Consider the following 21,266-nt stretch of genomic DNA (forward strand, 5'->3'; position numbering starts at 1 on the left):
TCAGTCTTGTCCCGTGGATCGGCGCTGTGGAGCAGTTTCCGAAGGTCGCCGAGCTTCGAAGCATGGCAGCGATCTCCTCCTCAGTGAGTCTTCTAGGAACCTTGGTGATCGCCTGGTCCAGGCGCATCTGCTCGACCTTTCGCTTGGCTTCTGTCTCGGCGATCCAGTCGGCGACCACCACCGGGTCGGTCCCAAGCATCAAAAACTGCGCGATAGCCCACCGGCTTGCGTTCACACTCGGCGACGGCCTGGCGGGCGGCTTCAACGGCGGCCATCCGATGGTCACTCGCGAGTTGCGAGTTGGTCATGGCCTGGATCGTCGTCGGGAACCGCTCTGGGTCGAAGACCGTGGCCAGCCAATGATCGAGCGGCTCGACGATCAGCTCCTCGCGCACATAGACCGATCGGGGATGCTTCACGCTGTTGGCCTGGGCGTACTCCTTGGGGAACGTGCAGCGGTAGTGCGCCTTGTCGTTGTTCCAGCTTCCCTGCATCCGCCGTTCACAGCCGCCACAGAAGAGCAGGCCTCTGAAGATGTAGGGACGTGGTGTCCGGCGGGACTTGCGCCCTTCTGCGGCGCTTCTAGGCGCCACCAGCAGGGCTTGAGCCTGTGCATGGACCTCGTCGCTTACGTCGCCGCCGGCCCTGGAGATCTGGATGAGGCCGTCCGCGCCTTCGAGGAACAGATGTGGGCACGGGCCGGCAGGTGGGCGGAGATCACGACGGCCGGTCTGGAACGCCTCGTGAGCCCGGACCCCACCGAAGCCATCGCCCACTGGGACCAAGTCCAGCCATCCTGACTGCCAAGCGCGAGAGCACCAGCACCAGCACCAGCACCTCGCCACGGCTTCACAGTTCTGGCCGTCCCCCTACTCGGCCGCCAGGACGGCACCCCACGCGCCGGCCCAGCGGCCCAGTTCGGCGCCGAGGATCGGGGGCCGGGCGTGGAAGGTGGCCGACTTGTACACCTTCTGCGCCGTCGGGGTCACGACCAGGTCATGTGCCGCGGAGATGCCGCCGCCGATGATGATCGCCGACGGGTCGAGGGTGGCGATGACGCCCAGCACGCTGCGCGCGAGCGCCGTCGTGGCCTCGTCCACCATCGCGAGGGCGGCCGCGTCGCCCGCACGGCCGGCCTCGAACAGGTCGAGGGCGGTGGCCGGCCGGCCGGTGTGCGCGCTCCACCGGTTGGCCAGGTACGTCCCGCCGATGAAGGTCTCCAGGCATCCGTGCTGCCCGCAGCCGCACGGTCGCCCGCCGGGGTCCTGGCTGATGTGGCCGACCTCGCCAGCGGCCGCGTGGGCGCCGCGCCGCGCTCGCCTGCCTTCGACGTGCGCGCCGGCGATGCCGGTGCCCACGGCCAGGACGAACGCGTCCGCGAACCCTCGGCCCGCACCCAGCAACGCCTCGGCCTCGGCCGCGGCGCGGCCGTCGTGCACCGGCCGGACGGGGAAGCCCAGCCGCTGCTGCAGGGCCAAACCGAGGGCGACGCCGTCGAGCCAGGGCAGGTTCACACTCCGCACGACACGGCCGCTGTCCTCGTCGACGATCCCGGGTACGGTCACCCCGCCCGCGCCGATCGGATGTTCGGCCACACCCACCAGGTGGCCGGCGAGCCGGTCGATCGGATCGCTTCCCCGCGGGGTGGGGAAGATGAAGCGGTCGACGACGGCCTCGTCGACGGCCGGCCTCTCGCCTGCGCCGATGTCGGCGATCAGGACCTTGGTGGACGTCGCCCCGAGGTCGATGCCGACACGGTACGCGGGAGCCCTCATCGCCACCGGCCTGCGGCGAGCTCTAACGCGGTCATCGGTAGACCACCGCCGTGAGGTCGGGTTCGGCGTCGAAGGAGTCGAAGGGGAACATGGGGCGCACGATGCGTTCGTGTCCGAGCCGTCCGAGATCCTGGTCGACCGGCCCGGGAGTGAGGGCGAGCGTCCAGCCGGCCGCGATGTCGTAGAGGGTGGGCTCCAGGTAGCCGATCTTGGTGACGATGATGTCGGCGTCCTCCGGTTCGAGCCCGATGGCGCGGAAGTCGGCGACGTCGTGGAACGCCTTGCGGAACTCTGTGATGACGACGTGCAGGCCGCCGCGGCGTACGACGGCGATGCGTCCCGCGGAGGGGTCGCCCTCGAAGCGTGCGACCAGGACTCCCTCGACGAGGGCGGGGCCGCAGACCCGGGAGTCAACGCGCGCGCCCGCGTTCACGCTGACCTGCGCGCCCACCGTCGCGGAGAAGAGTTCCTCGATCGCGACCTGGTCGAAGACGGAGGCGCAGTAGGTCACCGGCGCGTCGTCGGCGGTGAGCTCGGGCATCCGCAGCAGGCGGCTGAGCGTCCACGTCACGTCCCCGGTGCCGCCCGCGCCCGGGTTGTCGCCGGAGTCGCTGATCAGGTACGGCTTGCCGGGCGAGGCCAGAGCCCGTTCCACCCCCTCCTCCAGCGTGCCGGGAGGGCCGACGAAGCCGAAGTCGTCGCGGACCGCCCAGAGCTCACCGGCCAGGCCGCTCGCGGCGTCCCGCACTCTGTCCGCGTCGGTGCCGGTGACGACCACGCTCGCGTGGCAGCGCGGCTCGTCGGCCCAGGCGTAGCCGATCCAGATCGACGCGTCGGTAATGTGCTCGCTCGCCTCGATGGGGGGAATCCGCTGGTAGAGGCTCTTGGCCGGTTCGACGCGCGTGCTCGTCTTCTCTCCCGGCAGCAGGATCGGGATCCGCGACCAGGCGCGCACGGGCCTTTCCCCCGCCCGCAGGTGGCGGACGAGGTTGCGCGCGGCACGTTCGCGGGTCTCCGCGGCGTCCTCGTGCGGGGCCAGGCGGAAGCACGTGATGAGCTCGCACGCCTGGACGAACCGCTCGGAGAGGTTCCCGTGCAGGTCCATCGACGCCGAGATGAGCGGGCCGGAGCCGATCGCCGCGCGGATGGCGCCCACCAGGTCGCCTTCCGCGTCGTCCATGTCCTCGACGCTCATCGCGCCGTGGACGTCGAGCAGGATCCCGTCGAGCGGTTCGCGCTCGTGCTCGCGGCGCAGGCCCTCGACGATGCGCCGGCGGAAGTCGTCGTAGACGTCGGCCGGCACCTGCCCGCCGGGAAGGGACCGGGCGTAGAAGACCCCCACCCATTCGGCCGAGGCGGCGAGTTCGGAGCCCGGTGCGAGGAATCCGTAGCGGTCGAGGACCTCGGCCCCGCTGAGGGTCGCGAAGTCCCGGTAGCCGGCCCGGTGGGGCGAGTAGGCGCTGGACTCGATCGCCATCCCGGCCACCGCGATCCTGGGCGGGCGCACGGACGGGGTCACCGTCCCCCCAGCCCGGAGGTCGCGATGCCCTTGACGAGGTGCTTCTGGAGAGCGATCACCAGGATCACCGTCGGGATCATGGAGATGATCGAGGCGGCCATCTGAAGGTCCCATCGGGTTCCGTTCTGCGTGGAGAAACCGGCCAGGCCGATCGGCAGGGTGCCCCTGGCCGTGTAGTCGTTGACCGTGATGAGCGGCCACAGGTAGCTGTTCCAGTAGTTGAGGAAGGTGAAGACGGCGAGCACGGCGAGCGCCGGGCCCGCCAGGGGCAGGATCACCTTCAGGAAGGTGCGCAGCGGCCCCGCCCCGTCGACGCGCGCGGCCTCCTCCAGCTCGTAGGGGATGCCGCGGAAGAACTGCCGCATGAGGAAGGTCCCGAACGCGGTGAAGGCCCATGGGAAGACCAGCGACTGGTAGGTGTCCACCCAGCCGAACCACTGCATCAGCACGAACATCGGGATGACGAGCACCTCCTGCGGCACCATCAGGGTGCCGAGGAAGAGCACGAAGACGACGTCGCGCCCCCGCCAGCGCAGCCGGCCGAACGCGTAGCCGGCCGTGGCCGAGACCACGAGCACGACGACCACGCCCGCGAGGGAGACGAAGAACGAGTTGGTGATGTAGGTGGTGAACGGCGCGTAGGTGAAGACCTCGGTGAAGTTCTCCCAGCGGAACTCCGAGCCCAGGAGGGTCGGAGGTGTCCGCATCACCTCGCGCGAGGGCTTGAAGGCGGAGAAGACGGCGTAGACGAGGGGCGCCACGAAGATGACCGCCGCGACCAGGACGGTGGCGTACGCGATGACGGTGCCGAACCGCGACTGCTCCCTCTGACCGGATCTCCCGCCCCGCGGCTCGCCGCCGGCCAGGGCGGCGGGCACCGGCGCCGTACTAGTGCTCATAGTGCACCCACCGCTTCTGCGCCCGGAACTGCAGCGCGGTAACGCCGATGATGAGGGCGAACAGGATCCACGCGGCGGCCGCCGCGAGCCCCAGGTCCTGGAACTTGAATCCGGTGGTGTAGATGAACATCACCAGCGGCACCGTCGAGGTGCCAGGCCCGCCGCCCGTCAGGAGCTGCGGCTGGGCGAACACCTGCAGCGACGAGATGATCGTCATGACGGCCGCGAAGAAGATCGCCGGTGAGAGGAGGGGGATGGTGACGCCTGTCAGGAGGCGCCAGCCCCGCGCGCCGTCGATCCGGGCGGCCTCGATCACCGAGACCGGCAGCTGCTCCAGGGCGGCGGTCAGCACCAGCATGTTGTAGCCCATGCCGGACCAGACGCTCATGACGACGACGGTGATCATCGCCCAGTCGGCGTCGACGAGGAAGTTCGGCAGTTCGATGCCGAACATCGTCTGCGACAGGCCGTTGAGCAGGCCGTCCGGCTGGAGGATCAGCTTCCAGACCAGGACGTTGGCGACGATCGGCGTCACGACCGGGATGAAGAACAGCACCCGGAACACCGCCCGGCCGCGGATCCTCGGCCCCAGCAGGAGGGCGAGCCCCAGCGCGACCACCAGGTTGACCGGCACGTACAGGACGGTGAAGACGACCGAGTTGCGCAGGGCGGGCCAGAAGTCGGGGCTCGAGGTGAGCAGTTCGACGTAGTTGCCGAGCCCGAGGAAGGTCCGCTCGCCGAAGATGGGCCAGTCGAACAGGCTCATGACGATGGCGAGGACGACCGGGACCACGGTGAACAGCGAGAGCCCGGCCACGGCCGGGGTGATGAAGCCGAACGCCTGCCGCTGCTCGGCCCGCAGGAGCGCGTTGGGACGCCGGGCCCCGCCTCGCCGCGGCGCCGTCACGGCTCCTCCAGCACGACTTCGACGGCGGGGAGCAGGACGTCGGGGCGCTGCACGGGCATGAGCAGCGTCGCGGTGCCCGGCGGAGGTCCCGCCGGTGTCATCGTGTTGGCCTGCTGATCCGGCGGGATCTGCGTGAACCGCACCTCGGATCCGTCGTGCAGGAGCCGCGCGAACCGGATCCGGCCGGCGACGCTGTAGGGGCCGAAATGCACGAACAGCCCGAACCTGTCGTGTTCGAACCAGCGTGAGCGGGGATGGCTGGGCGTCATCTTCTTTCTCCTGGGCGTGGGGAATGCCGGGCGCCCCGTCCAGGACGCCCGGATCCCGGATGTCACTTCCCGAAGCGCTGCTGCAGGCCGCCGAGCATGTCGGCCATCGGCTTCTGCCCGGTGTAGACGCTCACGAGTTCCTGCGGGAAGGCGGTGGTGATCTGCTCCCATTCCGGGGTGACCCGCTGCGCGGACGCGCCGTCGAAGGCCGCCTTGAAGGCCGTGGTGAGCCCGTCCTTCGTCTCGGCGGGCAGAGCGTCGTAGAAGAGCGGCTGGCTGCCGAGCTGCGCGGGGTAGCCGCCCTGCTTGGCGATCACCGCCTCGGTCTTCGGCCCGGCGAGGGCGCCGAGGACCTTGAGCGCGGCCTGCTTGTTCGCGCAGTTGGCCGCGATGCCGTAGCCCGAGCCGAGGGCGACGCCGAAGGGACCCGCCGGACCTGCGGGCAGGCGCACCGCGCCACCGGTGAACGGCATGTCCTTGCCGGTGTACCTGGTGGCGTTCCACGTGCCATCGAGGATCATGGCGGCCTTGCCGTTCTCGAACTGGCCGGGGTCCCAGGCGGACTCGGAGGCCGAGGGCGGGGCGCTGGAGACCTTCAGGCCGGTGACGAGCCCGGAGTACCACTCGGCCGCCTTGACGAAGGCCGGGTTGGTGAGGTCGAGCTTGCCGGCCTCGTTCACCGCCTGCAGGCCCGCCTTGGCCATCGGCAGCGAGAGCCACTGGAACTCGTCCAGGCTCACCGCGAAGCCCTTGACGCCGGTCTTCTCGGTGATGGTCTTGGCTGCGGCCTCGAACTGGTCGATCGTCCAGGTGTTCGTGGGCGGCTCGACCCCTGCCTTCTTGAACAGGTCGGCGTTGTAGAACAGGAGCATGGTGGCGGTGTCGTACGGGAGCCCGTAGAGCTTGCCGCCGTGCTCCATGACGCTCAGCGCGCCCGGGTTGTAGTCGGTGCGCGCGATGCCGGCGACCTTGAGATCCTCGTCGGTCAGCGGCGTCAGCGCGGCGGTGTAGCCCGACAGGCGCTGGCCGTTCATCGAGGTGATGCACGCGAGCTTGCCCGAGGCCATGGTGGCGTTGAGCTTGGTGAAGTAGTCGGCCCAGGGGGCGGTCTGGAGCTCGATCTTCACATCGGGGACGAGTGCCTGGGCGGCGGCCATCTGCTCCTGGAGCTTCTTGGTCGACTCGTTGTCGCCCGACCACATGCTCCAGGTGATCGTCGCCTTGGAGCCGCCGCTGGAGGCCCCGTCTCCGGTGCCCGAGCCGCAGGCGCTCGTCGCGGTCACGATAGAGACGGCCGCGACTGCCAGTGCCGCGATTCGAAGTTTCATGGTCACCTTCCACTTGTGCGCCGCGCACAGCTAAGCCGTTGAGGCTTTCCCGCTCTCCGAAACATCGGATGTGTCGAGTGTGGGACCGGCGCAGGCGACAAAGACACCCCTGTGTGCGATGCGGGATGCATTTGTTACAGAAATCAAATCAATGAAGGTGTCTTGCTTCGATTTGCGAACTAAGTGCGCGCCCCCGCCCGCAACGCGCGGTCGACCGTGGCCGCGTCGAGGATGCCGTCCAGCACGAGCGCCGCGGCCCCCAGGGTTCCGCCGTCGGCCCCCGCCTCACTCACCATGATCTCCAGGCCGTCCGTGGACATGGGAAGGCACAACGAGTAGACGCTCGAACGCACCCCCGCGCAGAACGCGTCGGCCGCCGAGAGGCTCCCGGCGAGCACCAGGCGCTGGGGGTTGAAGAAGTGCACCACGCTGGCCATCACCGCTCCGATGCGGGTTCCGGCCTCGCGGAGCAGGCGGGTGGCCAGGGGGTGGGCGTCGCCGGCGAGCTCCAGCAGCCCGGCGGTGCCGCCGACCTCGACACCCGCGGTCCGCAGGTCGCGGACGATCGCCGTCCCTCCGGCGACGGCGTCGAGGCAGCCGAGCCGGCCGCAGGAGCACAGCACCGACGGCGCGTCGGCGACGGGGGTGTGGCTCACGTCGCCCGCCATCCCCCGGAACCCCCGGTGCGGCCTGCGGGCCGCGATGACGCCCGAGCCGATGCTCGAGCCCGCCTTGACGAGCACCAGGTCGGCGATCTTCCGCCCCGTCGTGATGTACTCGCCGACCGCCATGGCGTTTGCGTCGTTCTCGGCCTGCGTGGTGACGCCCGAGATAGCCGTCATGAGGGCGGCCGGTTCGACGCCGTTCCAGCTCGGCATGCGCGAGGGTGAGACGACCCGGCCGTCGGGCACGCTGACGGGGCCGGGCACCGCGAGGCCGATGCCCGCGAGGACGACGTCCCCTTCGAGACCGCCGGTCAGGTCGAGGATGGCGCGGTGAACCTCCCCGAGGACCTGTTCGGGGCCACGGGCGATGTCGATCGCCAGCGAGCGGGCCGCCACCTTGCCGCCCGCGAGGTCGAACAGGCCGATGTTGGCGTGCCGGGCTCCGCAGTCGACGCCGGCGACGACCCGTCCGTCGGTCGCGACCGCGAGCGAGCGGGGCCGGCGGCCTCCGCGTGAGGCCCCCGAGCCGGTCTCGACGAGATAACCGGCCCGGATCAGCTCGTCGACCCGCGTGCCCACGGTGGACATCGCCAGCCCCGTCAGGCGTGACAGCGTCGTGCGCGAATCGGCCCGGCCGTCGCGGACGAGGGCGAACAGCCCGCCCGCGGTCGTGGTGTGGAAGTAGCTGCCGGCCTCGTCGCTCACCTGGTGTCCCTTCGCCGCTTTGTTGCCGCGAAGCCTACCGCTACTTACTCCGAGAAACGTAATAAGTAGGTCCGATGATGAAACCGACGCGCACTTGCGACGCATCTGTTGGTGGTGCGCGCGCTCCTGTGGGCGCCACTGGGCCCGGGGTTGCGGACATCGCGCGGCTACGGGCAGGCTACGGGCCTGGTGGTTGCGCTGGTGTTCTTGGTCGAGGTGGAAGGTCCATCGCAGTAGCCGGGTGCGGCGGCGACCTCATCCCAGATCCCCTGCCAGACCAGCGTTCTTGATCCAGTGTCCCCAACGAGGACTACGTGAGAACTGCGTGGCGATGACCTTCCCAGACGGAAGAGCTCCATCCGGCGAGCGGGATGAGCACCGCCGCGAAGTAGTCTTCATCATGACGCAGGCGCAGTTCATGCATGTGACGGAAAGAGACGACGGCCGCGATCCCGGCCAGCACTACGACCCCGCCTATGGTCGTGCGCTGGATGTGGCGCACCGCAAGAAGGCTCGGCTCCACCCTTCATCCCTGGCCCAACAGGAACTTGGCGGTGACGGTGAAGTGGTGTGCAATCGGTTCGACTCCCCCCTCGGACACCAGCCCAAATGGCAAACGCCAGGTCTCTGAACTGGCGTTTTTGCTTTTCCTGAGGTTCATGCCGGGGGTCACCCCCGCCGACATGCATCCTCGGACGGCGTCCCTGAAGCCCCCATCGGAGCCCTCTCCCACGCAGTAGCTTTGGGTTCCGCGACAGAAAGGGAGAATTCCGTGCCGGGCATGGCCCGTGAACGACTGGCCGAGTTGCTCGACGTGTCGGCGGAGCCGGCCGCGTCCAGCGTCTATCGAAGGCTTGCCAAGATCGATCTGTCGGTGGCGGTCGATGGGGTCGGCCCGCTGCGGTTTCCCGTCTCCGACGAGCAGGCCGTTCAGCTGCGCGGGCTCGGCCGGCGGGCGCGGTTCGGGCGGGGCGAGCAGACCCTGACCGACCCCGAGGTTCGCGACACCTGGGAGATTCCCAAGGAGCTGGTGCGCGGCGAGTGGACGGAGGCTTTCGCGGCCGTCCTCGACGGGATGCGCGCGGAGCTGGGACTGCCGCCGCACTGCGCGCTCACGCCGGAGCTGCACTCCATGCTCCTGTACGAGACCGGGCAGTTCTTCGTCGCCCATCAGGATTCCGAGAAGGACGACGCGATGGTCGCGACCTTGGTGGTGACGCTGCCGTCCGCGCACACCGGCGGCGAACTCGTCGTCGAGCATCAGGGTCAGACCCAGAAATACCGGGGGCTGAAGACCGCGGTCTCGCTGGTGGCCTTCTACGCCGACTGCCGGCACCAGGTTCTTCCCGTGAAGACCGGCAACCGGATCGCCCTCACCTACAACCTGCTCCTGACGGGCGACAGCCAGGCTGTGGCGGCCGGGCATCCCCTGGTCAGTGATCTCGCGGCCTGCCTTCACGCGCACTTCACCACCCCGGCCGTCCTTCCGTACAGCCATCGCAGGGGCGAGCCGCCGGCGCGGCTGGCGTACCTCCTCGACCATGAGTACACCGCCCGCGGGCTGAGCTGGTCCCGGTTGAAGGGCTCCGACGCCGCGCGGGGCGCCCTGCTGCGGGCTGCGGCGGAGCGGGCGGGCTGCGAGATCACCCTGGCCCTCGCGGAGATCCAGGAGACCTGGGACGCCTACGATCCCGACGAGGACGAGGATGCGTGGTATGGCGACGATGAGGACGAGGACCCCGACGACTACGAGGACCCGCGCAGCGCGGACGACAAGCAGTACGTCCTTCAGGAGCTGATCGAGACCTCCATCACGCTCGCTCACTGGATCGGCCCGGAAACAGGGCGGCTGGAGGACATCTCGCTGGACCTCGGCGACGCCGAGGTGGCATCGACGACCCCGACGGCTGATATGACGCCCTACTCCTCGGAGTACGAGGGTTACATGGGTAACTACGGCAACACCCTGGACCGCTGGTACCGGCGAGCGGCGCTGGTCATCTGGCCACGGGGCCAGGGCTTCGCCAGCCGGGCCAAGGCGTCTCCTGGATGGGCGCTGGACGAACTCACCGCGATGGCCCGCGCCGGGCAGAGCACGCAGGCCCGCGAGGCGGCGCGGTCGCTGGAGTCCTTCTGGCACGCCGCAGGCCGTCACGCCGACCAGACCGAACTTCTCCGCAAGGCGCTGGAGGCAGCGAGAGAGCTGGATGACGCGCAGATCGCCGCCATGCTTCTGCGGCCGTTCGCGTTGGAGCGGCTGGTCCCCGGACACGGCCCGGCATTCGCCGGCCTGGCGGCGCACTACGGCGACGCCTGGATCGGCGGTCTGCTGCACGACTGGTCCGAGGGCTGGCGACCCGGCTCCTACGGCCTCGCCCAGGCGCCGCTGGAATGGCTTGAGAATCTCCCACGGCTGTGTACCGCGCTCTCGGTGGCGGGAAGCCCGGCGGCCCGGCGCATCGTCGATCTGTCGTGGACGATGTTCGCGGGCCAGGTCGGTCCAGCGCTCGACGGGCCTCTCACCTCCCGGCGAGAAGCGTGGCTGACCTCCTTGGGGGCGCCATGCTCCGGGATCATCGCGGCCGCGGCCCAGCTGGGATCGGCGCGCGTACTGGAGGACGCCCACAGGCTCGCGCGGACGGCCGGTGATCGGGCGCACGTGCTGGCGATGGCCACGCTGCGCGCCGCCGGGGGGGCACCAGGCGGGCTTCGGCGAGCTGGCCATCACCTGTGCCGAACGGATCCGGGCATCACTGGCGCAGCCACAACGCGCGCCGGGCGACTGGTCGATCGAGCTGCCCACCGGATGCGCGTGCGACCTGTGCGAAGCGCTCGGCACGTTCCTCCGGCATCCTGAACGGCGTGCTCTCGACTGGCCGCTCGCAAAGGACAAGCGCAGGCATGTCCACACCCGAATAGATGACGCGGAGCTGCCCGTCCGTCACGAAACCCGCCGGCAGGGCCGCCCGTACACCCTGGTGCTGACCAAGACAGAAGCCCTTTTCGAACGAGAGCGTCTCGCCCGAGGGCGTCACGAAGCAGACCTGGCCTGGCTCACCGGCAACTGGAAGGCCACCACCTCGGGTCATGCCGAATGATCCCCTCAGACCCCTTGATCCAGGGCCGGCCACCTCTCCCGCGCGGCGAAGGGCTGACGCCGTCCGGCTGAGGGGCGGGCGTTGCCGGAATAGCATGGCCTGGTGGGATCGTTGTGAACGGTGTGCTCGACCGGCGTCGGGCACCGTTCCCGGCAGTCGCCTGTTCGGCTGCGACCGTGGCCATCACGACACGCCCCGCCACCATCCTTTGATCCACCGCTGTGCCAGGAGTGCGCATGACCGACCGCCTCACCGCCGGGCTGATCAGCCAGGCGGCCGAACGGCTACGGCCGGTGATACGCCATACCGCACTGGAGCCGAACCATCGGCTGTCCGACCTGCTCGGCGGCCAGGTGCTGCTCAAGCGCGAGGACGCGCAGGTCTGTCGCTCCTACAAGGTGCGCGGGGCGTTCAACCTGATCGCCTCCCTCACGGATGAGGAACGGCGGCGCGGCGTGGTCTGCGCGAGTGCGGGCAACCACGGGCAGGGCGTCGCGTTCGCCTGTGCCCGTCTGGGGATCAGCGGTCGGGTGTACGTCCCGTCCACCACGCCACGGCAGAAGCGCGAGCGCATCGCGGCGCTCGGCGGCGACCGGGTGGAGGTCGTGGTCGGCGGCGGCACCTACGACGAGGCGAGCAGCGCCGCGCACGCCGACAGCGAACACACCGGTGCCATCTACGTGCATCCGTTCGACGACGTCAGGACGATGGCCGGGCAGGGCACGGTCGGCATGGAGATCCTGGAGCAGTGCGGGGAGGCGCCGCACACCGTGGTCGTCCCGGTCGGTGGAGGGGGTCTGATCAGCGGCATCGCCGTCTGGCTGCGCGAGCACTCGCCCGCCACCCGCATCGTGGGCGCCGAACCCTCCGGAGCGGCCAGCATGCGAGCCGCCCTCGACCACGGCGGGCCTCTCGCCCTGCCCGAGTTGGACACCTTCGTGGACGGCGCCGCCGTCGGAAGGGTGGGAGACGCCACGTTCCCCCTGGTCAAGGATCTGGTTGACGAGGTGGTCGCGGTCGATGAGGGCGCGGTGTGCACCGAGATGCTGGATCTCTACCAAACCGACGGCATCATCGCCGAACCCGCCGGAGCTCTCGCGGGCGCCGCGGCCCGCGAGCTCCTGCCATACGCCTCCGGAGGACCGGTGGTGTGCGTGGTGTCGGGCGGCAACAACGACGTCAGCCGGTACAACGAGGTGCTGGAGCGCTCTCTCGTACACATCGGGCTGAGGCACTACTTCCTGGTGACCTTCCCACAGCGCCCCGGCGCCCTGCGCCACTTCCTGGACGAGGTTCTGGGAGAGGGCCAGGACATCATCGCCTTCGAGTACGTCAAGAAGAACAACCGCGAAACCGGCCCGGCGCTTGTCGGCATCGAGCTCGAGCGGGCCGGCGACCTCGACAGTCTCCTGTTCCGGATGAAGGCCGGCCCGCTCACGGTGGAGCGCATCCCACCGGGCTCGCCACTGTTCACGTTCATTCTCTGACAGCACGCCACCGTGTGCCGGTGATCCACAATCTCGCGGTTGTCTTGGTAGAGCGCTTCCTTGCCGTCGCGGCGGGAGGTGACGCCCCCTCTGCGGATTCCGGAACAAAGTGGCACGCGGGCCGGGTGTCCTCAGTGGCCCCGCGCAGACGGAGGACAGCATCGTGCACAGATGAGAGCACGCAGCGCGGCGACCTCTGGATGGCCCATGCGGCACACCCTCACCCCAGTAACCTCCCGAAGCCCCCACTGCCAGCGCGTTGCCTGCCCTGTCTGGTCCGTCACGCTCGTCAACAGTCACATCGATGAGCGCCGACAGGGCACAACGCGGGCTCGGGCAGCCTGGACCAGCGTCATCTCCTGGCTCTTGCCGCGTACCTGGTCCTGATGGACAACGGCGCCGTCTCAAGACCGGCGCGTTCCTGCACGAGCTGATGCACGATGGCCGCACCCGCTCAGTGCGCCCTGCCGCCGGCAGCAAGGAGGATACGCACCTTGCTGGTGGCGGGCCGAATCCCATCCCGCGCCGTGACCCTGTCCGAACTGGTGCTTGCCGGTGTCCACGTAAGCCCCTGTGCCCTACAACTCCCTGAGCAGTTGAACATCGTCGAGTTCGACGCCGAGATGGCGCTCAAGTTGCCGGACCGCGTCCTCTGAGGTATCGAACTCATCACCGAATGCGACTATGCTCCCATCGGGGTTGATGACTTCAAATCGAACGCGACCCGCCGCCGTGGGCCGGAGCACGAACCGCACCTCGTTCCCAACTGCGCGACGCCGGCGGCTCCTCGGCTTGGATCCGTGGAGAATTCCCGTGACGCGCTTGAGCAACTCCACCAGGTGCGAGGAGAGCTCTGGTTGAGAGGCCAGGCGGAGAATCGTGGCAAGGTCATCGACCACGTCGACTTCGCCGCGTTCGGCGCCATCCAGGATCCGGATCAACTCGTATACCAGGGCTCGCTCTTCCGCGAGGCGCTCATTCCAGTACTTGATGAGCGCGTCCTTGGACTCGTCACTCAGAGGTGAGTCAGTGATACGACGGACTGTCTCAGTGATGGGGGAGGGCGGCTCCGGCAGGTCCGCCCTGGTATCAAAGACACCAGGGCTCACGTGCCCCGCCAAGGCCAGGAGCCCTTCCAGGCGTACACCAAGGATGCCGCTCAACTTCGCCAGATGCTCGACTGAGGGTCGGCTGCCTCGCCTCCACCGCAAAATCGTGGAGGGGCTGATCTCAAGAGCTTCCGCCAGGGACGCGTCGGTTGGATAGCCCATGGCTCGTGCCATTTGAGCTAGCCATGAGGAGAAGGAAGTCTCTTCGCTAGTGCTACTGGAACTCACTGATCGACTCCCACATCTCTGTCGTCGTACGCAACTGCACCATAGTCATCGCACATCTTGATACGCAATTGATCAACATGCGGCTCATTCCGCAGGTGCTCGCCAGCTGGACACTGATTCAAACGCAAGCCTTCGGACACTGAGGCGACACGCCGATCGAAGTCCTTGACGGAAACCATTGGGCATGCCTGTCCACGTGCGGATACGTGCCCGCTGAGCCGGGTGTCCAGACGGCCGTCTAGAGGATTATTCGGCGCAACCTCGTATCCAGCAGAAGTTGCGCGTGCGGAAGTTGACACGCATCCGAGGGGGCGCCAAGCGGTGTAAGCTAGCCCGAGATCTACGGAATGACCAAGAGGTGAGCTTTGGTCATGAAGTGAGGCATGCCCCAGAAAGGGGGACGGCCCGGCGGGTCGCCCGAGAGCTGCAACTCTCGGACCCAGCCAGGCCGATGTCCCCTCTCCAGACCCGCAAACTGCGGGAGTCGGTCTCGACGCGACTCAGAAGAAAGGATCTGAGGTGAACTATATCTGCGGTCCGTAGCGACTCGTCCAGCGGATCGGTGACATGTAGACGTCGATATGCACTTGTTGTGGGTCGTCAACGCCCAGGCTGGTCGACGCGTCGCCGATAGTGCTTCCGATCACATCATCCGTCGCGAGAGGGCACATTCCCAGAACGTGCCTCTGGTGGACGCCATCTCTCGACGTCCGTCTGGCTGACGCCGGCACCTGCGCCGGCCAGACCTGTCCTCAGGCTCTCAGTTCTTGCCTGAGGTCCTGGCGCGAATGCCTCCCCAACAGGATGATCGTGGTCCGGAACCAGCACGACTGGCCACCAGAGCCTGACGTCATGTCAGCCTGACGCCAATCGCAGGGAACATTGTTCCGTTCGCCCAGAATTTCGGCTCCCTTTTTCGGGGGCAGCCGGGCAAACGGCCATAAACTCACAGTCTGAACACTATTCAAATCTGACTCCTGAGTGTTTCAGGGTGTAGCTTCCAATAGCTTCACATCAATGACTCAAGGCACATCACCCGTGATAAATGATCAGCCTCCGACCAGGTGGCCCATTGGCACCTTTATGGACAGACTCAGCCCGGAGGAACGGACGGAACTTCTGGCCCTCGCGCCGTCGTCCCAGCGAAGGGCTGGCGAGCCACTCATATATCAAGGAGATCGAGAGACGTCCGAGGTCTATCTACTGAGGTCTATTCCAGGTCAGCGGCTCACGGCGTGTGTGAAGGTGATGGCCTACTTGGAATCGGGCGGGGCGGCCATGCTGGGCATCCGCGTCAGCGGCGACGTGGTCGGCGAACTGGCTGCTCTGCGAAGACAGCCCCGAGCAGCCATGGTGACCACGTGCAGTCCGATGTTGGTGCACGTCATCCGCGCACAGGCGTTCACCGACTTCCTCGATCGCCACCCGGCGGCATGGAATGCACTGGCCAGAATGATCGCTGACCGACTCGACTGGGCCAACCGGAGAAGAACTGACTTTGCCCAGTTCAGCGTGCCCGTACGGGTCGCGAACGTGCTCGTGGAAATCGCAAGCCGACACGGAATCGACCGGATAGACGGCAAACGCGACCTCGGAGTCGATCTCACCCATGAGGAGATCGCCAATCTTGTCGGGGCCAGAAAGGACGCCGTCTTCAAAGCCGTCCGACGTTTCAAGGACCTCAACCTGATCGACCCGAGTCATCGCCGAAAGATCGTCATCGACCCGATCGGCATGGCCAACTTCCGGTAGAGCGTACTGGTACGTCTTGGGACGAAGCGATCTTCGCCAGACTCTATCCCCGGCGATCTCCCCGACCGCTCCGGTCGATCTTTCCCGCACACACAAGGTGACGTGATGCTTGATTCTGATTTCAGCCGCCGCTTGGTCATGGCGGTCGACGCGGAGGGATACGGCCGCGGCGATGATCTACGGCACGACTCGATCCAGTCGGGTCTGGCGCAGGTCATGGACCGCGGCGCACGAGAGGCCGGCCTGCGCCGCGAAACCTGGACCCGCCAGGAAGCCGGCGACGGTGAGGTCATCGTCCTCCCCGAAGGGGAGCCCGAGCTCCGGGTCATCGACGACCTGGTCCGCCGCGTACGCAAGGCGCTCCACGACCACAATCGCGAACGTCGGGACGACGCCCGCCTGCGGATACGCATCTCTATCGGCCACGGGGTCGTGAAACGTGGCGCGATGGGCTTCGTCGGCCAGGTCGTGGTGACCACCTGCCGGCTGCTCGACGCGAAGGCCGCCCGTACCGCTCTGAAGGTGAACCCACGCGCCGATCTGGTGCTGATCCTCACCGATCGGCTCTACGAGGACGTCGTCCGACAGCTCCACACCTCCTACCGACCAGAGTCCTTCACCCGGCTGGAAGTGCCGACCAAGGAGCGCACCGAGATCGCCTGGATGTGGATTCCCTCAGAAGACCTGGATCAGAAAGGAACTCTCGACATGGACAACTTGCCTGAGGTCGCCGACACTCTGTGGGCGCTGATCGCTGGTGGCGCCCTCGAACGTCTCGGCGCCTATGGCACCGAGACCGGGCTCGGCGGTGCCCGGAAACTGCTCGCAAAGATCAAGGAGTTCCGGTCCGAGCAGGGCCGACCGGCCAACCCGGAGTCGCGCAACGACCTACTGGAGTCCCTGGAGAAGCTGGTGCGTGTCGACGCCGCCGCGGAGCAGTTCGCGCAGCAGTTCAACTCCGAGCAGATGACCGTCAACCTGATCACCGCCCCCATTTCCGGTGAGGAGATCAACTTTGGCATCCGAAACTGACTCGCCGGCCGAGGGAGTCCTGATCGGCGAGGAAGCCACGCCGGTCGATTTGACTGATCAGGCCGAGGCGACGGACAAAATTTTCGCGCAGGTCTCCCAGGTCCAGACCGTCATCAACCACATCCACGGCAACATTGGGGGAGCCTCTTTCGGCATCTCGGGTTCCCGCCCCAAGTCTCGCCGCACGTCCGGACCCGTATCCCCGCACGAGATGGCGGAGGCCCGCACCTGCTACGTCCGCCACGCCAGCTACAAGGCCGCCGCCGAACAGTTGGGGAGCTGCAACATGGTGGCCTTGATCGGCAATGCCGGCACTGGCCGCCGGACGGCGGCGCTCAATCTGCTTCACGACTTCGTCGGGGGGCGGCACGAGGTGGTGGTGGAACTCAGCCCAGCCCACACGCTGGAGAAACTGGCCGCCCGCGAATACCGGAAGGCTCACGGCTATTTGCTGTGCGACTGGCCCAAGGACGACGCTGACGGGAGCATCGCCGACTTTCACGTACGGGAGATCAGGCGCCGAGTGCGCGATGCCGGGGCCCACCTGGTGATCACGGGAACGGCCGCTTCGCTGCCCGAAGAAGACCAGATCTCCTGGCTACCGCCGCCGGCCCGCGACGTCCTGCTGGCTCACCAGGTGGCGCCCGACGTCGCTGACGAGGCCGCCACTCGAATCACCGCCGACCATGCCATGACCGACGTGGTGACACTGGCGCGTGACCTGGCCGCGGGGGTTCCGCTGGACAAAGCGCTCGGCAAGCTGGAGTCCGCCGGACGGCGCGACGTGGTCGCCTGGTTCGATGGCCCGCGTACTCGAGGTGAGCTCCTCGAGATGGTCGCCATGGCCTTCACCGCCGGCCTCCCCGAAAGCGGCTTCGAGTCGCTGCTCGCCCGGCTGGAGTCCATCGCCGGTATCGAGGTGGAAGAGGCGGATGCCATCTCGGCGGATGATCCAATGCCGAGCCGCCGCCAGCTCCGGGTGGCAGAGGGCTCGCTCTTCAGTCTGTCACCGGGACGCAGGCTGGAGTTCAGGGTCGATGGCCACCGAACACATGTGATGCGGGAGCTGTACCAACTGCACGGCATGCGGTTGTGGGACCCGGTCACCGAATGGCTACATGAGTGCGCCACTCTACGCGACAATCCCAGCGCACAGGCAGGGATCGCCAGGGGGGTGGCGATTCTGGCCTCCGTCGCGGACTACTCGTACGTCGAAAGCACCTTTCTCACCCCATGGGCCCGCGGAAGCGGCGTCATGCGCAGCCAGGCCACCGCCGCGATGGCCATCTCATGGTTGTGCCTGGACGAGACGACCCGTCCGGAGGTTCTGCGTACGGTCGCCTCGTGGACGAGAGCATCCGCCGCCAGACCCAGATTCACCGCCAGCCTTGCCTGGTCCGGTGAGCTGGGCATCCGGTTCCCGCTGGAAGCGGCCCGGATGCTTTGGCTACAGATCAGAGACAGCGAGAAGCCTGTCCGGCATGCGGAGATTGCACTGGCCCGTCTCTTTACAGCACTGACCGAGGCCACCGGCAATGCCCTCCCGATGCTCGACCGGTTTGCGCGTCAGATCAGCAACGACAGACGGATCGGCCGTGCGATCGACCCGCTGATTCGGGCGATCTTGAGTGTCTTGTCGGCTCGCGCAGACGGCGTCAGAATGCCCACAGTCACCGTTCACCTGCGCAGTTGCCCTGAATCAGCTGCTCCCCTCGCCAAACTTTGGTCCGCGGTACTGGTCACGCGCCCTCACCGCAAGGATGCACTGGCCGCCCTGTACGACGCCGTCTGCGCCTTCGACGAGCGCGACGACGATGACCGCGACCGTGTCCGTGCCCTGTTCGCAGCGCTCGTGGAGGCGCTCCCTGCGAAGGAACGGCCGCTGCTGGCCCATGACCTGCGGCGTTACGCCATCTCCCGCAACGCCGACGAGAACCGGCTGGAGCTTCTCCTGTCGCTGCTCCGGATCTTCTTGAACCCGGCTGTACTGTCCCTCGACACCATTGGAAAGCGTCCGTGAGCTACCCCGTGATCAGCCAGATCCCCCTTGATCCTGTCGCCAAGCAAGGGTTCCTGAGCAAACCCCGGCGCCCGATCTCCAGTCTGCCCCGCCAGCTCCCACACCAGCGGCTCGTCTTCGAGTACGACGGTACGTTCGTGCTGGGCGACCGGCGGCTGCGCGGTGACGAACCGCACGTGCTGCACGGCGACAGCGTCAGCGTCGTGGACGTGGCCAAGGACCAACCAGTGACAATCGACGTGTCGATCAACTCCTCCGGCGCCCACGACTTCACGGTCGCAGTGCAGTTCCGCTGCACGGTCGACGAACCGATCGAGGTGGTGCGCGCCGGCCTTACCGACGTCACCGAGCACCTGGTCACCTACATCCGGGCCTACCACAAGCTCTTCGAACTCGGTCGAAGCTACGGGCTGCACAATGTCCACGAGTTGTGGACGATCGTGCATGCCCAGGTGAAGGCTTACACGACCCTGGTGCCGTGTGTGCTGCCCGGCATGTCAGCCGAGTTCGCCGGCCTCGACGTGCGTCCCCCCGACGAGATCGCCCAGGGGCGACGGCGCTACGAGACCAACCTGCACAACATCCAGGGCGAACACGGCCTCCGCGACGCCAAGCGCAAGCTCGACCGTGACTTCGACTTCGACGAGCAGGAGTATCTGCAGGCCAAGAGCCACAGCGCCAACGACTTCACCCGGCAGGAGTCGGCTCTCGACCGGGATCAGCAGATCACCGAGGCCACGCAGATCAAGGACTTCCTGAACAGCGGTCCTGGCGCGGCCGATGGCCTGTACGCCACCGTTCGCGGTCTCAACGAACAGCAAGTCGCCGACCGTTACGCCGCCCTGAGCGACCGGGAATACAGCACCATCCAGCGCGGGATCCAGCAAGAGCACGAGTTGCAAGTCGTTCAGGCCCGCGCCCGGGCCGACGTCGTCCGGACGGCGATTGCCCAGGGCCTGTTCAACGAGACAACCGGCAAGGAACTGCTTGCCACCTTCGACGACGACGAGCCTGAGGCGGAGGTGAAGGACCTCGAAGAACCTACATACGAGGCCCGCGCCGAGGTGACGGCGGGCGACACCGACGACGATTTCTTCATGGAGGAGGACGTCCGTGGTTGACATCCTCCACGGAGCCAAGACGGCCGAACAGCACGGACGGCACCCCCGGCGCCGGAGACAGCTCACTCCCGGTGCGTTCCTGCGCCGGTTCACCGGAGTCGACGAGAAGATCCTCGCAAGTGTCCCGCAGGAACGTTCCCGCTACACCAGCCTCGGCGGAGTCGTGGTCAGCACCGCGCTCATCGCAGGCGCCTCCATGCTGGGCGCGCTTACGCTTCTCTCGCAAGCGTCCCCGCTGTACCTGGTGCCGGTGGCGGTGCTGTGGGGCCTGATCATCGCCAACGTCGACCGATTCCTGATCACCAGCCTCCACGGCGACAATGACGGCTGGTCACGCTGGGGCAACGTCCTGATCCGGCTCGCCCTCGCCGTCGTCATCGGCGTCTTCATCGCCGAGCCACTGACTCTGAAGATCTTCCAGGAGCGACTCGACCGGCAGATCATGGTGGAGCGTGTTCAGGCAATCGGTCTGGCGGAGAGCCGGTACGAGCAATGCAACCCTCTGAGAGGGGCGGCACCCACGGGCATCGACTGCACCGGCTATCTCGTTGACGGGGGCAACAAGGCACTCACCATCGACGGCAACATCGCACAGAGGCAAAGCGTCCTCAAGGCCGAGGAAGATCGGCTGGCAGCGGACAAAGAACGGCTTGGGACTCTGGAGGGACGCCGCGACCGGGAGTGTTATGGCGTCAAGGTCCCGAACCGGACCACGGGCGTGCCGGGCAACGGACCCGAGTGCAGGGCCCGAAAAAACGAACTCAACACCTTCCTCGCCAACCATGACATCCCCCAGCAGCAGGCGCGGGTGGCGAGGCTAAAGGGCGAGATCGACTCACTCACGGCCAATCTCGCCAGCGCCGAAGCGGACCGCACGGCAACTCTCAGCAAGAAAAAGGCCGAGCACCTCCAGGAGAAGGAGCGGGCCTACTCCGACATCGGCCTGCTTGAGCGATGGGAGGCCTTGGGTACAGTCGCAGGCCAGAGCGGCATGGTCAACTTCGCACACTGGTTGTTGCGCATCATCTTCGTCCTACTCGACTGCATGCCGATCATCTCGAAGATGCTGAACGGCAAGACCGAGTACGACCGCCTTCTCACTCAGGAGCTCCGCGCGGGCTCGGCCTGTCACGAGGCCGAACTGAACTTCACCACCCGGCAGAGGACCGGCGAGTACGAGATCAGGCTGCGCGACGAGGAGCGCCGGCTGAAGGCCGAACGCGGCCGAATCGACCGAGACCAGCGCGTCGATGAGGCCTCAAGGGACGATGAGATCGACCGCCTCGCCCGTACCTTCATGGCCTCGATGCCCACGCAACGATAACGACCGGCACGAATTGCCTGAACGCACT

General features: G+C 67.3%; 17 protein-coding genes. 7 read left to right on the forward strand and 10 right to left on the reverse strand.

Annotated elements, in window-relative coordinates:
• Positions 1–92 precede the first annotated feature (92 nt).
• The 9 genes from ABZS69_RS04725 to ABZS69_RS04765 all read right to left on the reverse strand — a co-directional run bounded on the left by ABZS69_RS04725 (position 93) and on the right by ABZS69_RS04765 (position 8,590).
• Entirely contained in the window at positions 93–776 is a 684-nt protein-coding gene (locus tag ABZS69_RS04725) for a zinc ribbon domain-containing protein (protein ID WP_355366451.1), read from the reverse strand.
• A gap of 93 nt (positions 777–869) precedes the next feature.
• Positions 870–1,775 (reverse strand): ROK family protein, encoded by a 906-nt coding sequence (locus ABZS69_RS04730; RefSeq protein WP_355366454.1) that lies wholly within the window; start codon positions 1,773–1,775, stop codon positions 870–872.
• Positions 1,776–1,806: 31 nt separating this feature from the next.
• Positions 1,807–3,294: a M81 family metallopeptidase gene (locus tag ABZS69_RS04735; protein ID WP_355366457.1), complete on the reverse strand. Its 1,488-nt coding sequence runs from the start codon at positions 3,292–3,294 to the stop codon at positions 1,807–1,809.
• Positions 3,291–4,193: a carbohydrate ABC transporter permease gene (locus tag ABZS69_RS04740; protein ID WP_355366460.1), complete on the reverse strand. Its 903-nt coding sequence runs from the start codon at positions 4,191–4,193 to the stop codon at positions 3,291–3,293. Before ABZS69_RS04740 ends, ABZS69_RS04735 begins: the two co-directional genes overlap by 4 nt.
• A complete protein-coding gene (locus ABZS69_RS04745; RefSeq protein ID WP_355366463.1) occupies positions 4,183–5,100 on the reverse strand; it encodes a sugar ABC transporter permease in 918 nt (305 codons plus the stop codon). Before ABZS69_RS04745 ends, ABZS69_RS04740 begins: the two co-directional genes overlap by 11 nt.
• Positions 5,097–5,369 carry a hypothetical protein gene (locus ABZS69_RS04750; protein WP_355366466.1) on the reverse strand — a complete coding sequence of 91 codons (273 nt, stop codon included), beginning with the start codon at positions 5,367–5,369 and terminating at the stop codon, positions 5,097–5,099. The genes ABZS69_RS04745 and ABZS69_RS04750 overlap by 4 nt, the downstream gene beginning before the upstream one ends.
• A gap of 62 nt (positions 5,370–5,431) precedes the next feature.
• Positions 5,432–6,697 carry a sugar ABC transporter substrate-binding protein gene (locus ABZS69_RS04755; protein ID WP_355366469.1) on the reverse strand — a complete coding sequence of 422 codons (1,266 nt, stop codon included), beginning with the start codon at positions 6,695–6,697 and terminating at the stop codon, positions 5,432–5,434.
• 179 nt (positions 6,698–6,876) lie between these two features.
• Positions 6,877–8,067, reverse strand: coding sequence for an ROK family protein (locus ABZS69_RS04760; protein ID WP_355366472.1), 1,191 nt, complete (start codon positions 8,065–8,067; stop codon positions 6,877–6,879).
• A 310-nt stretch (positions 8,068–8,377) separates the two neighbouring features.
• Positions 8,378–8,590, reverse strand: a complete 213-nt coding sequence (locus ABZS69_RS04765; RefSeq protein ID WP_355366475.1) for a DUF2637 domain-containing protein — start codon at positions 8,588–8,590, stop codon at positions 8,378–8,380.
• A gap of 258 nt (positions 8,591–8,848) precedes the next feature.
• Here ABZS69_RS04765 and ABZS69_RS04770 point away from each other — a divergent pair, with 258 nt between their 5' ends.
• Together ABZS69_RS04770 and ilvA are read left to right on the forward strand one after the other, a co-directional pair.
• Positions 8,849–10,924, forward strand: a complete 2,076-nt coding sequence (locus tag ABZS69_RS04770) for a 2OG-Fe(II) oxygenase (RefSeq protein ID WP_355366478.1) — start codon at positions 8,849–8,851, stop codon at positions 10,922–10,924.
• Between the two features lie 477 nt (positions 10,925–11,401).
• Positions 11,402–12,652: a threonine ammonia-lyase IlvA gene (gene ilvA, locus ABZS69_RS04775; protein ID WP_355366481.1), complete on the forward strand. Its 1,251-nt coding sequence runs from the start codon at positions 11,402–11,404 to the stop codon at positions 12,650–12,652.
• 578 nt (positions 12,653–13,230) lie between these two features.
• On the opposite strand, the gene ABZS69_RS04780 is transcribed toward ilvA, so the two are convergent.
• On the reverse strand, positions 13,231–13,935 hold the full coding sequence (locus ABZS69_RS04780) for a helix-turn-helix transcriptional regulator (protein WP_355366484.1): 705 nt from the start codon (positions 13,933–13,935) through the stop codon (positions 13,231–13,233).
• Between the two features lie 1,137 nt (positions 13,936–15,072).
• Here ABZS69_RS04780 and ABZS69_RS04785 point away from each other — a divergent pair.
• The 5 genes from ABZS69_RS04785 (at position 15,073) to ABZS69_RS04805 (ending at position 21,238) form a co-directional block, all read left to right on the forward strand.
• Positions 15,073–15,741, forward strand: a complete 669-nt coding sequence (locus ABZS69_RS04785) for a Crp/Fnr family transcriptional regulator (protein ID WP_355366487.1) — start codon at positions 15,073–15,075, stop codon at positions 15,739–15,741.
• Between the two features lie 105 nt (positions 15,742–15,846).
• Positions 15,847–16,773, forward strand: a complete 927-nt coding sequence (locus ABZS69_RS04790; protein WP_355366490.1) for a hypothetical protein — start codon at positions 15,847–15,849, stop codon at positions 16,771–16,773.
• Complete coding sequence (locus ABZS69_RS04795) at positions 16,757–18,793, forward strand: hypothetical protein (protein WP_355366493.1); 2,037 nt, start codon at positions 16,757–16,759, stop codon at positions 18,791–18,793. The genes ABZS69_RS04790 and ABZS69_RS04795 overlap by 17 nt, the downstream gene beginning before the upstream one ends.
• Positions 18,790–19,914, forward strand: a complete 1,125-nt coding sequence (locus ABZS69_RS04800) for a hypothetical protein (RefSeq protein WP_355366496.1) — start codon at positions 18,790–18,792, stop codon at positions 19,912–19,914. The genes ABZS69_RS04795 and ABZS69_RS04800 overlap by 4 nt, the downstream gene beginning before the upstream one ends.
• Positions 19,907–21,238 carry a DUF4407 domain-containing protein gene (locus ABZS69_RS04805; RefSeq protein ID WP_355366499.1) on the forward strand — a complete coding sequence of 444 codons (1,332 nt, stop codon included), beginning with the start codon at positions 19,907–19,909 and terminating at the stop codon, positions 21,236–21,238. Before ABZS69_RS04800 ends, ABZS69_RS04805 begins: the two co-directional genes overlap by 8 nt.
• The last annotated feature ends 28 nt before the right edge of the window (positions 21,239–21,266 follow it).

The organism is Nonomuraea sp. NPDC005650 (assembly GCF_040605375.1).
In the GTDB taxonomy this organism is placed as follows: Bacteria; Actinomycetota; Actinomycetes; order Streptosporangiales; family Streptosporangiaceae; genus Nonomuraea.

Excerpts from the sequence above, each read along its gene's own strand:
- ABZS69_RS04730 (WP_355366454.1), bottom strand. The coding sequence starts at position 1,775 with ATGAGGGCTCCCGCGTACCGTGTCGGCATCGACCTCGGGGCGACGTCC.
- ABZS69_RS04740 (WP_355366460.1), bottom strand. The coding sequence starts at position 4,193 with ATGAGCACTAGTACGGCGCCGGTGCCCGCCGCCCTGGCCGGCGGCGAG.
- ABZS69_RS04750 (WP_355366466.1), bottom strand. The coding sequence starts at position 5,369 with ATGACGCCCAGCCATCCCCGCTCACGCTGGTTCGAACACGACAGGTTC.
- ABZS69_RS04755 (WP_355366469.1), bottom strand. The coding sequence starts at position 6,697 with ATGAAACTTCGAATCGCGGCACTGGCAGTCGCGGCCGTCTCTATCGTG.
- ABZS69_RS04770 (WP_355366478.1), top strand. The coding sequence starts at position 8,849 with ATGGCCCGTGAACGACTGGCCGAGTTGCTCGACGTGTCGGCGGAGCCG.
- ilvA (WP_355366481.1), top strand. The coding sequence starts at position 11,402 with ATGACCGACCGCCTCACCGCCGGGCTGATCAGCCAGGCGGCCGAACGG.
- ABZS69_RS04780 (WP_355366484.1), bottom strand. The coding sequence starts at position 13,935 with ATGGCACGAGCCATGGGCTATCCAACCGACGCGTCCCTGGCGGAAGCT.
- ABZS69_RS04785 (WP_355366487.1), top strand. The coding sequence starts at position 15,073 with ATGGACAGACTCAGCCCGGAGGAACGGACGGAACTTCTGGCCCTCGCG.
- ABZS69_RS04790 (WP_355366490.1), top strand. The coding sequence starts at position 15,847 with ATGCTTGATTCTGATTTCAGCCGCCGCTTGGTCATGGCGGTCGACGCG.